Raw genomic sequence first — 12,115 nt, 5'->3', positions numbered from 1 at the left:
TGCCTTAGTTCTCCCCAACTTCTTACTGCTTAGCTGTTACGGATGTACTCATCCATTTCAGTTTTCAGGTTATCGGACTTCGTCCCGAAGATAGCCTGAACACCGGAACCAGCTACCACAACGCCCGCCGCACCCAGTTTCTTCAGGCCAGCCTGATCCACTTTGGCAACGTCAGCCACGCTGACGCGCAGACGAGTGATGCACGCGTCGAGGTTAGTGATGTTTTCTTTACCGCCGAATGCTGCAACCAGAGCCGGAGCCATTTCACCGGATGCGCCTGCTTTGCTGTCTTCGGTAGCATCTTCACGACCCGGCGTTTTCAGGTCCAGCGCTTTGATCAGCACACGGAAGATGGTGTAGTACACGATCGCATAACCGATACCGACAATCGGGAACAGCCACAGTTTGCTGCTGTTGCCGGACAGAACGATAAAGTCGATCAGACCGTGGGAGAACGACGTACCGTCACGCATACCCAGCAGGATACAGATCGGGAATGCCAGACCAGCCAGAATCGCGTGGATGATGTACAGGATCGGCGCCACGAACATGAAGGAGAACTCGATCGGCTCGGTAATACCGGTCAGGAACGAGGTCAGCGCCGCGGAGATCATGATACCGCCCACTTTCGCGCGGTTTTCTGGTTTTGCAGAATGCCAGATAGCAATAGCGGCAGCCGGCAGACCGTACATTTTGAACAGGAAGCCACCGGATAGTTTGCCTGCAGTCGGATCACCCGCCATATAGCGAGGGATGTCGCCGTGGAAAACCTGACCTGCAGCGTTGGTGTATTCACCGATCTGCATCTGGAATGGAACGTTCCAGATATGGTGCAGACCAAACGGCACCAGGCAGCGTTCAATGAAGCCATAGATACCGAACGCCACGACCGGGTTCTGGTATGCAGCCCACTGGGAGAACGTCTGAATAGCAGTACCGATTGGTGGCCAAATGAAGGACAGAACCACACCCGTGAAGATGGCGGCCAGACCAGAAATAATAGGAACGAAGCGCTTACCCGCAAAGAAGCCCAGATACTCAGGCAATTTGATACGGTAGAAGCGGTTGAACATATACGCTGCAATCGCACCGGAGATAATCCCCCCGAGAACACCCGTATCAGCAAGGTGTTTAGCGGCGATCTCTTCAGCAGGTAAATGCAGAACCAGCGGCGCAACAACAGCCATGGTTTTGACCATGATGCCGTAAGCAACAACGGATGCCAGTGCAGATACGCCGTCGTTGTTGGTGAAGCCTAACGCAACACCGATAGCAAAAATCAGCGGCATGTTTGCAAAAACAGAACCGCCTGCTTCTGCCATTACGTGCGATACAACGGCTGGCAGCCAGCTGAAGTTAGCGGAACCGACGCCCAGCAGAATACCTGCAATCGGGAGTACGGATACCGGCAGCATCAGCGATTTACCGACCTTTTGCAGGTTAGCAAATGCATTCTTAAACATAATTAGGAGTGCTCCTGAGTATTTGTGCTTATACACTTCATCCTTCAAACCGCCTCAGCGTTGGCTGCGCTCGATCATCCCAGTCACTTACTCAAGTAAGCTCCTGCAATTCACTCACTTGCCGCCTTGATGCAGCCTGAATGACTTTGTGTATTCTACGTTCTCACGCATTGGCGAGGGGGGAGAACCTCGCCGTGTACAGGGCATCTAAGTACCCTTTATTTATTACACAGAGTAAAATAATTCAGTTTGTTTTTGTTTGACGGCTATCACAATTCAGTCGTGGATGGCCGCAAAATCCGCACATTCCGGTAAAATGAGTTTCTGAATGTGTCAAACTGGTTATTCACCGCCCATTTTGTGGCGGTGAACTTTACTCGCATTGGTGATTAATTACGAGCTTTAAAAAAAGTCAGTTAACGAACTGATTGTAGGCGAGAAGCGTCGATGTGAAACAGGCGGGCAAAGTTATCAGTGGTTGCCTGCGCCAGTTCTTCAACGGCAACACCTTTCACTACGGCCATGTACTCCGCAACGTCACGAGTCATGGCGGGCTGGTTCTCTTTCCCACGATGCGGTACAGGCGCAAGGTAGGGAGAATCCGTCTCAACCAATAACCGGTCCAGAGGAACATAGCGGGCGGCATCACGGAGCTGTTCTGCGTTGCGGAACGTGACGATGCCGGAAAAAGAGATATAAAAACCGAGGTCCAGCAATTTCCCCGCCGTTTCTCTGTCCTCTGTAAAACAGTGTAGTACGCCGCCACAATCCGTCACTTTTTCTTCGCGCAGAATAGACAGCGTATCGGCTCGCGCATCGCGGGTGTGCACGATGACCGGCTTTTGTAATTCGCGGCCAATCTGAATATGGTGGATAAAAGATTCCTGCTGGCGCACCTTTGTTTCCGGCGTATAAAAATAGTCCAGACCGGTTTCTCCCATCGCCACCACCCCCTCTTCGGCAGCAAAGCGGCGCAGTTCTTCAACATCATAGGTTTCATCCTGATTTAACGGATGCACGCCGCAGGAGAAAACCACATTGTCACGCTCACCGACCAGTTCGCGCATACTGCGGTATCCTGGCAGAGTGGTCGCAACGGCAAGACAGAATTTCACATCACGTGCGGCCGCTTTCGCCAGCACGTCATCCACGTCCTTATGCAGAGATTGATAATCCAGGCCATCAAGATGGCAGTGTGAGTCGACTAAAAACATAATGTCTCTCTCAAAGATGGGGAACAGGCAGTACGGTGCCCGGTTGCAGGTAATGCTCAATACGCAGGATAAGGTCGGTTAGCACCAGTTCACGGTTTATGCCTGTTATGTTCAGCAACTGCTGACGGCAATGACAAACGTCACCGAGTATCGCCTGTATCTGGGCGACGGATAACCGTTCTGCGATAGAAGATATCAGGTCCAGCGCATCAGGATTCGTTAAATGGGAAACCCCATATGGACGTTTCAACGCATCCGTCAACAACGTTGCCAGCCAGTGTAAACGGGCGGCAGCCTGATCGTGGTTTAACGCCGCGAGCAAGATATACCAGTCGCCTGCGTTTAATGTGTTCCCCAGTGCCGCACAAAAATCTGTGCGATGCGCCCAGCTTTCAGCCTGTAACAGCGTAAGTGCTGCGCCAGGCGAACCTGCGCTCAGGCGTAATGCGCTAAGCAGCGCTTCTGGAGACGCGGTCACTTCTCGGGCAAGCCAGGAAATAGCGTACGACTCAGCCGGTGGCGCAAGGTGGTGTAACCGACAGCGGCTACGTAGCGTGGCCAATAAACGTGCAGGCTCTCGACTGGCGAGGAAAAACCAGGTCTGCGCCGGAGGCTCTTCCAGCGTTTTCAGCAACGCATTAGCGGCGGCGTCAGTTAGCTGGGCGGCATCCGGGATCCACACCACTTTCGCCCCGCCCAGGCGTGAATGCTCGTACAATTTCTCACTGACTTCGCGTACCGCATCAACCCCCAGCGTGCTTTTGCCTTTTTCCGGCAGCAGCGAGTAGTAGTCAGGATGCGTCCCCGCCTGCATCAGCTGACAGCCCCGGCACTGTCCGCAGCTTTTATGTCCTTCCGGCTGCTGGCACATTAAATAGCGGCTGAGCGCGTAAATCAGCGCATCGTCGCCCATGCCGGGTAACGCCTGAATCAGTAACGCATGGTGACCACGACCCGCCTGATAGCTGGCTACCAGTTTTTCAAAATCCGGTCGTAACCATGGATACCATTTCATGCGCGCTGCTCCTTCACCCACTGGGTGATGGTATTGCGGATATCTGCCATCACAGACTCCAGCGGCTGCGTCGCGTCGATAGTACGAATGCTGGCATCTTTGGCCGCCAGCTCAAGATAACGCGCGCGGGTGCGATTAAAGAAATCGAAAGATTCCTGCTCAATACGATCCAGCTCGCCGCGCGCGCGCGCGCGCTTCAATCCGACTTCCGGAGTCACGTCCAGATAGAGCGTCAGGTCCGGGCGAAAATCACCGAGCACCGCATCGCGCAGGGTTGCCAGCATGTTTTGGTCGATGCCGCGCCCGCCCCCCTGATACGCCTGAGTCGACAAATCGTGGCGGTCGCCAATTACCCATGCGCCTTTTGCCAGCGCAGGTTTAATAACGGTTTCGACCAGTTGTACGCGTGCGGCGTAAAACATCAGAACTTCGGCTTTATCGGTGATGACCTCGTCACCCACCGATTTAATGTCCAGCACCAGACTTCTTAGTTTCTCAGCGAGCTGCGTTCCACCAGGTTCACGGGTGAAAACCATGTCACGAATACCGAGTTGCTCAAGTGTCTCTACAACCACGTTACGCGCGGTGGTTTTTCCGGCGCCTTCCAGGCCCTCGATGACGATATAGTTACTGCCCATTTTTTTCCTTAAGCACTTTCAGGTAATCCTGCACGGACCGGTTATGGCTGGCAAGATTGGTATTAAACGTATGGCCACCTTTACCGTCAGCCACGAAATAGAGGTACGGCGTTTTTGCCGGATGCGCCGCGGCCTGCAACGAGGCCTCTCCCGGCATGGCAATCGGGCCAGGCGGTAGCCCCGTAATGGTGTAGGTGTTATAGGCGGTTGGGGTATCTAAATCCACACGCGACAATTTGCCATTATACCGTGTCCCCATCCCGTAAATCACCGTCGGATCGGTTTGTAAGCGCATGCCAATCCGTAAGCGGTTAATAAAGACTGAAGCCACCTGATCGCGCTCGCTGGCTACCGCTGTCTCTTTTTCGATAATGGAGGCCATGGTTACCAGCTGATTTTTGTCCTGATAAGGCAGGCCTTCAGCGCGCCCTTCCCAGACGGTATCCACCGCTTTAACCATCTTCTGATGCGCACGTTTTAGCAACGCCACGTCGGTTGTATTGGCGGTATACATCCAGGTATCTGGCCAGAACCAGCCTTCCACCCATTGCGGATTTTCCAGCTTCAGCGCCTCGGCAACGGTCTCGTAGCTATCATCGCTCAGCGTATGTTTGATATACGGAGCATCACGCAGCTGTTTGAGGTAATCGCTCAGGCGCATCCCTTCAACCAGACGTAACGGAAACTGCGCCTCTTTACCGCTTTCCAGCAGTTGCAGCATGTCCCGCACCGTCATATCGGGCGTAAAACGGTAGGTTCCGGCCTTAAAATGCGACAGTTCGGGTTCCACTCGCAACAGCCACTGGAACACGCGCGGACGATTGAGAACCTTGTCCGCATACAGCTGTTCGCCGAGAGCCAGACGGCCCGTACCCGCTTTCAGCGTAAAAATCGTCTCTTCTTTAATCAATAATTTACTGTCCGCCAGATGGCGAACTTTCCACATTCCCACTCCCGCGGCAATGCCCAGCACAACCAGCAATAACAGGACAACGAGTAACAGTTTTTTCATGACTAATTCGGGTGCTCACAAAGTGGGGCTAAAAAATCGAATAACAAACGTGAAGACAACAATGTGTCGCCACAAGCACGCACGGGAATAACAGGCATTAACGCGTTACAGACGACAATTTCATCGGCCTGCATAACCTCTTCCAACCCGGCATACTTTTCGACAATACTGAACGGCGATTGTGCCAGCATCCGGATACAGAATTGTCGCATAATGCCGTTCACGCCTGCCTGATCCAGCCGGGGAGTGTATACCACATCGCCCTTACGCCAGAACAAATTAGCCGCACAGCATTCCGTAACCCATCCCTCACTGTCAAGGACCAGCGCTTCATCTGCGTCCGTCTGCTCAAGATGAGAGCGAATCAACACCTGCTCCAGTCGATTCAGATGCTTTAGTCCGGCAAGTAGCGGATTACGCCCCAGTCGCACTGGGCTTAGCGCCAGCGTAATCCCCTCTTGCCGCCAACGATCGTACTGCGAGGGAGATGCTGAGGTAGAGAGAATGCGCGTTGGCGAAGTGCATGATGAGCTACTGTAGCCACGGCCACCAATGCCTCTACTAATGAGAACTTTAAGAACACCGTCCTGCTGAGTGCCAGCCATCTGCCCCATCTCCTGGGCCAACGTCTGCCACAGCGTAAATGGGATCGCTAACCGATGACATGCTTGTTGTAGACGGGCAATATGCGCGTCATGTAATTGTAACGCGCCATCGATAATCCTTGCCGTAGTGAAACAGCCGTCGCCAAATTGCAGACCGCGATCGCCTGCGAGCACCATTTCAGAGGGGTTTCCGTTAATTAAGTACATTTACTCTCCTGATTTTTAACAACAGAGTATCAGTTGAGTCTCCTGAATTACAGAGAACCTGAATCTTCCCGATGTGTCCGCACACCACCCCGGCAAGGTACCGCAGCCCAAAGAGACTTCATCGTCTGTTATGTGCTTGCTCCCATAACGAGCCATAAAATGATAACCATCAAATAACAAACAAACTTACAATTTATGAATTCATTTTTTAGTATTTATTTATAGACAAACATCCAATAATGAATCAGAATCGAGAAAAATAAATTTATTTTCCAGCCACAGCTTTTATTATCACATAATATCATAAAGTTAACCTGCCGAGTTTATTTCACCAATATAAAACCCCCATCAATAATATCCTCACCGCCAATTTATTAAGCTTTAATTACTGGTGTATTTAGATTTTATACATTGTTACACCTTTAATATTCAGCAAAAATCCTCTGTGAATTAATATATTTCACCACATAAAATATATTTTCATTCGCACCTCACCACCAAAACCTTAATAATATATTAAGGGAAACAACTCATATACTATGATAGGGATTATTTAATGAAAGGAAAATTGGCTACCATCGCATTATTTACCACTATAGGAATTACCTCGTCTGCAATGGCTCAGGATGGAAAGGTAAATTTTGTTGGTAAAATTATTGAAGCGGGTTGCCAGGTTGATAGCACAGTTGCCAGCCCGCAAACCGTAGAATTGGGTGAAGTGGCTAAAACCGCTTTTGCAGGCGCAGGCGACACCGCTGCAACCACTAAATTCACGCTAGTATTAAGCGGCTGCCCCGCAGACCTGTTGGGAAAACCCGTATCCGTTAAGTACGACGGTACGCCTGACACTCTTAACAACGACTATCTGCAGTTGACCGGTTATGGTACCGCGGGCGTTGCAAAAGGCGTGGCCATCCAGTTACTGAACGCAGACACCTCTGAATTACCGCTGGGCACCGCCTCAAAAGAGACAACCATCGAAGGCACAGCTGACACACCAGCAGATACAAAACTCGACTTCTTTGCTCGTTATATTGCTACAGAGGCAGCGGTAAGCGGCGGGGATGCTAACGGTTCCGTTAACTTTACGCTGACCTATAACTAATCACCTGAATACGGCGTTACCCGCCATTGACAATAAATAAAGCCGGATCGCTCCGGCTTTATTTCCCGAGGTGTAATCCATGAATAAATATATCCTAACTGTTATCGCATCGCTGCTCTCGGTTTCTGTACAAGCAGGCGTTATTGTCGGTGGGACCCGCATTATTTATAACGGTGAGAATAAAGAAACATCCATTAGCGTTAAAAACCCCGACAAATCATCCTACTTAATTCAGTCATGGAGCGACGCAGGAGAAACCAGTACCGATAAATCACCGTTTATGATCACTCCGCCACTATTTCGCCTGGGCGCCGGACAAGAAAATACCCTGCGTATTATTCGCACCGGCAGTAATCTTGCCGAGGACCGCGAATCGCTCTACTGGATGAATATTAAATCTATTCCGGCAACCGAAAAGCAGGACCACGCCAACACCCTGCAAATTGCGGTGAAGACGCGCATCAAATTAATTTATCGCCCGCAGTCGCTCACCCAGCAGCCGGAAGACCTCACCGGCAAACTCAGCTGGCAGCGCAGCGGCAGCAGGCTTACCGTCACCAACCCCACCGCCTATTACATGAACTTCAGCACCCTGAAGGTTGGCACCAGCACGGTGAGGGACGCCACTTACGTGGCACCTATGAGCGACGCCAGTTTTACCATCCCTGACGGCGCCAGCGGCGATGTGAGCTGGACGCTGATTAACGACTTTGGCTCTATCGGCGACGAGCACCGCGCCCGCCTCTAACACCAGCACCAAAAGGATATCGGGATGAATGCAGACGCATACAGAAAAAGAATAACGCTGAGTCAGATCGCCTGCTTTATTGCCTTACAGTGCGCCTTACCGCTGTGCAGCAGCGCGCTGGCCCGTGAATATTTTAACCCGGCGCTACTGGGTATCGATGGGCCGGGGAAAGATCTCACCGACCTTACCGCCTTTGAAGAAGGCGTCGGCCAGATGCCCGGCACCTATCGGGTTAACGTCATGCTCAACAAAACCGCCGTCGGCGTGCATGACGTTGAGTTTGTCACGCAAAAAGATACCGCCGGAAACACCACCCTACAACCGTGTCTGAGCGTCGCCACGCTGAGGGAATTTGGCGTCCGTACTGACCAGTTTCCACGCCTGGCAGGCAACTGCGCCGATCTGACGGCCATTCCCCAGGCCAGCGCGACGTTTCTCTTTGAGCGCCAGCTGCTGCAGCTCTCGGTGCCGCAGGCCGCCGTCAGCAACCACGCGCGCGGCTACGTCGCGCCGGAACGGCTGGATGAGGGCATCAACGCTCTGCTGCTCAACTACAGCTTCAGCGGCGATAACACAGAAGGCCGCCATAGCGGCATGTCAGACTCCGATAGTTACTACCTGAACCTGCGCCCTGGGCTAAACGTAGGCCCGTGGCGCATTCGTAACTACAGCACCTGGAACCGCAGCGACAACGGCGGCAATGCTCAGGAGAGCTGGGATTCGATCTACACCTACGCACAGCGCAATATTCTTGCGCTAAAGAGCCAGTTGACGGTCGGCGACAGTACCGCGCCGTCGGATATGTTCGACAGCGTGCCGTTTCGCGGCGCGCAATTGGCCTCCGACGACGATATGCTACCGGACAGCCTGCGCGGCTATGCCCCGGTAGTGCGCGGCATCGCCCGAACCAACGCGCAGGTGATCATCAAACAAAACGGCTACACCATATACCAGAGCTACGTCTCACCAGGCGCCTTTGAAATCACCGACATGTACCCGACCGGCAGCAGTGGCGATCTTGACGTCACCATTAAGGAGGCCGATGGCAGCGAGCAGCATCAGACGATAGCCTTCGCCTCCCTGCCAGTACTGCAGCGTGAAGGCCGTTTCAAATACAGCCTGACCAGCGGTCAGTATCGCCCCTATGACGGCGATATCGATAAAGAGATGTTTACCCAGGCCACTGCCATTTACGGCCTGCCTGCGGGTTTCACCGTCTACGGCGGCGGACAATTCTCGCAGCACTATCAGTCGCTACTCAGCGGCGTGGGGAAAAACTTCGGCACGCTGGGCGCGGTGTCTGTTGATGGCACCCAGGCGTGGTCGACGCAGAAAGACAAAGATAAAGAAGGCGGCCAATCCTGGCGCGTACGCTATAGCAAAAACATCCTTGAAACCGGGACCAATGTCTCTATCGCAGGCTATCGCTACTCCACCTCCGGCTACTACACCTTATCAGAGGTGCTGGATACCTGGCGCGAGGATGAGTGGCGCACCAACGACGACCGCCGCCGCAACCGCGCCGAGTTTCAGCTTAACCAAAATATCGGCGAGCAGCTTGGCTCGCTGTCGTTAACCGTCATGAGCGAAGACTACTGGAACAGCGACCGCAAGATGCGCTCTATCGGCGTGGGCTACAGCAATAGCTGGGCGGGCGTAACCTATAACCTGAACTACAGCTATAACCGCAATATTACCGATACCGACAGCGACAAAGTTTACGATGAGGATCAGATCTTCTCGTTAAGTATCAGCGTACCCCTCGACCGCTGGCTCAGCAACAGCTACGCCACCTACAGCCTGAACGCCAGTAAACGCGGCGACACCAGCCATAACGTGGGCCTCAACGGTTCGCTGCTGGAAGACCGCAACCTTAACTGGAACGTGCAGCAGAGCGAAACCAACCACGGCGAAGGCAGCGGCGGCTACGCCAGCCTCGATTATCAGGGCACTTACGCCCGTGTGAATACCGCCTACAGCTATGACCACGATCAGAAGCGTGTCAACTACGGTATTGAAGGCGGCATTGTGGCCCACGCCAACGGCGTGACGTTGAGCCAGGCGCTGGGCGAAACCTCGGCGCTGGTGGAAGCCCCCGGCGCTGACGGCGTGACCATCAGTAATCAGACCGGGGTCAGAACCGATTTTCGCGGCTACACCGTGGTGCCGTACGTCACGCCTTACCGCGAATCAACGGTATCGCTGGATACCGCCACCCTGCCGGATAACGCCGACGTTGAGCTGACCAGCAGAATCATTACGCCAACCCGCGGGGCGATGGTGCGCGCGCATTTTGCAACCCGAGTGGGTAAACGGGTGCTAATGACGCTAACCCGCAACAATGGCAAAGCCGTGCCGTTTGGCGCGCTGGTGACAGACGCGGACAACCCTTCCGGCAGCATCGTCGGCGACGGCGGGCAGGTTTATCTGACGGGGATGGCTGATAGCGGAACGGCGCTGGCGAAATGGGGCCAGGGGCCGAACCAACAGTGCCAGATTCATTATCGACTTCCAGACGCCGAAGCCACGAGCGGCGTGGTGGAAATGCAAACCGTCTGCCAATAATAAAGAGCCATTAATGATGAATCGATTTCTTATTAATTTATCCGCCGGCCTGGTGACATGGCTGGTATCGATCAACGCCTGGTCTTCATCGTTTAACACCAACACGGCCCAACGGCCCGTTTATCGGTATGATTTCAGTTCGTGGTCCATCCCAACAAAAGTGGGCGGCGCGACGTGGTTTGATGAGCATGGACTTTACAAAGTCGATATCGTAGCGAGCAGCGGCTGGGGGTATGCGGATATCACCGTCAACGGTACGCCGACGGGTACATTAAGCCCGGATGGCGCAACCGTCTATAAAACCAATAATCCAGGCGTCGGCATTGCCTACCAGCTTAATCACTCGACGCCCAGTTGGTTCTCGCCACAATATGGTCTGGTGGCACCTAACACCATTACGCTGATTAATAATATCGGTTTGAACGGCTATATGCATATCAAGTATCAACTGGTGCGCCTGACCGATAAGGTGCCCGCCGGACGGATCACCCAGGTGCCGGACGTAACCCTGAACTACCATAATCCCGCCGGCGGCAGCTACGGAGATCTTTCCTTTCTGGCGCTCTCCGGTGTGTCGGTTCAACCGCGAAGCACCTCCTGCGGCATTGATGCGCCAACAGAAATCAAGCTGCCAACCTTGTACGGCAATACGGTGCAAAATGGCGCGCTGAACGTTACCGCAGCGCCAACGATAACATTGACCAATTGCCCGGGCGCCATCAATGGCATCTCCTACAATTTTACCGCCGTGTATGGCCCCCGCGACGCCGCCAACGGCGTGCTGAATACCGCTACCGGTGAGGGTTACGCGCAAAACGTCTATATCCAGGTGCAAAACGCCGACGGCACACCGCATACGATTAACGCCGCGATTCCGCTCAGCAACTACGACGGTTCCGGCGACTACCCCCTGCCCGATTTTAAAGTGGCCTACTTCGTTGACGATGCCGATAGCGTCAGAGCAGGCAACGTCAAATCAGCCATTGAACTCAATGTGACCTACAACTAATAAGGATTATTTATGCACATCATCAACGGAAACAAAATGGCGCTGTGCCTGCTGGCGTGCGGTGGGCTGTTTTCGACGGCCAGCCAGGCGGTCAATATTGATATCACCGGCAAGGTTGTCGCCTCCCCCTGCGTGGTCAACGGCAATAATGAATCTCTGGCGGTTAACTTAGGCGATAACATTCAGGCAGATTCGCTATCCGCCAGCGGCAGCGCTACCACATGGACTGACGTGACGCTCAGGCTCACCAGTTGCCCGGCTTCTACGACCTCATTTAGCGTGGCGTTTGCCGGGACCGCTGATACGGATACGGCATACTATAAAAATACCGGTACCGCGACCAACCTGAAGCTGGAACTGACGGACGGCAGCAGCGAAAAAGCCTATAAGAACGGCGCAAAGCTGGAAAATGTCACCATTCCCAGCGCATCGCACGCCTATGACCTGGTGATGCGCGCCCGCGCGGTATCGAACGGCAGTGTCATGCCGGGGACCATTGTCGGCCAGGTGCAGGCCACCTTCACCTATCAGTAA

General features: G+C 53.5%; 11 protein-coding genes. 5 read left to right on the top strand and 6 right to left on the bottom strand.

The features are described 5' to 3' along the window. Positions 1-29 precede the first annotated feature (29 nt). From ptsG to pabC, 6 genes are all read right to left on the bottom strand, one after another. Positions 30-1,463 (bottom strand): PTS glucose transporter subunit IIBC, encoded by a 1,434-nt coding sequence (ptsG, locus tag LA337_08850; GenBank protein UBI17781.1) that lies wholly within the window; start codon positions 1,461-1,463, stop codon positions 30-32. 416 nt (positions 1,464-1,879) lie between these two features. Further along, positions 1,880-2,677 (bottom strand): metal-dependent hydrolase, encoded by a 798-nt coding sequence (locus tag LA337_08845; protein UBI17780.1) that lies wholly within the window; start codon positions 2,675-2,677, stop codon positions 1,880-1,882. Positions 2,678-2,687: 10 nt separating this feature from the next. Further along, on the bottom strand, positions 2,688-3,692 hold the full coding sequence (gene holB, locus LA337_08840) for a DNA polymerase III subunit delta' (protein ID UBI17779.1): 1,005 nt from the start codon (positions 3,690-3,692) through the stop codon (positions 2,688-2,690). Beyond that, positions 3,689-4,330 (bottom strand): dTMP kinase, encoded by a 642-nt coding sequence (tmk, locus tag LA337_08835; protein UBI17778.1) that lies wholly within the window; start codon positions 4,328-4,330, stop codon positions 3,689-3,691. Before tmk ends, holB begins: the two co-directional genes overlap by 4 nt. Then, positions 4,320-5,342, bottom strand: a complete 1,023-nt coding sequence (yceG, locus tag LA337_08830; GenBank protein ID UBI17777.1) for a cell division protein YceG — start codon at positions 5,340-5,342, stop codon at positions 4,320-4,322. Before yceG ends, tmk begins: the two co-directional genes overlap by 11 nt. A gap of 2 nt (positions 5,343-5,344) precedes the next feature. After that, positions 5,345-6,154, bottom strand: a complete 810-nt coding sequence (pabC, locus tag LA337_08825) for an aminodeoxychorismate lyase (protein ID UBI17776.1) — start codon at positions 6,152-6,154, stop codon at positions 5,345-5,347. A gap of 556 nt (positions 6,155-6,710) precedes the next feature. Here pabC and LA337_08820 point away from each other — a divergent pair. From LA337_08820 to LA337_08800, 5 genes are all read left to right on the top strand, one after another. Then, positions 6,711-7,259, top strand: coding sequence for a fimbrial protein (locus LA337_08820; GenBank protein ID UBI17775.1), 549 nt, complete (start codon positions 6,711-6,713; stop codon positions 7,257-7,259). Between the two features lie 79 nt (positions 7,260-7,338). Further along, complete coding sequence (locus LA337_08815) at positions 7,339-8,007, top strand: fimbria/pilus periplasmic chaperone (protein ID UBI17774.1); 669 nt, start codon at positions 7,339-7,341, stop codon at positions 8,005-8,007. Positions 8,008-8,031: 24 nt separating this feature from the next. Beyond that, entirely contained in the window at positions 8,032-10,572 is a 2,541-nt protein-coding gene (locus LA337_08810; GenBank protein ID UBI17773.1) for a fimbrial biogenesis outer membrane usher protein, read from the top strand. Positions 10,573-10,585: 13 nt separating this feature from the next. Beyond that, positions 10,586-11,581: a fimbrial protein gene (locus LA337_08805; protein UBI17772.1), complete on the top strand. Its 996-nt coding sequence runs from the start codon at positions 10,586-10,588 to the stop codon at positions 11,579-11,581. 12 nt (positions 11,582-11,593) lie between these two features. After that, a complete protein-coding gene (locus LA337_08800; protein ID UBI17771.1) occupies positions 11,594-12,115 on the top strand; it encodes a type 1 fimbrial protein in 522 nt (173 codons plus the stop codon).

This window comes from Citrobacter europaeus (assembly GCA_020099315.1).
GTDB lineage: Bacteria > Pseudomonadota > Gammaproteobacteria > Enterobacterales > Enterobacteriaceae > Citrobacter > Citrobacter europaeus.
Note: the sequence above shows the minus strand (reverse complement) of the source record. Positions and strands in the feature narration are given on the sequence as shown.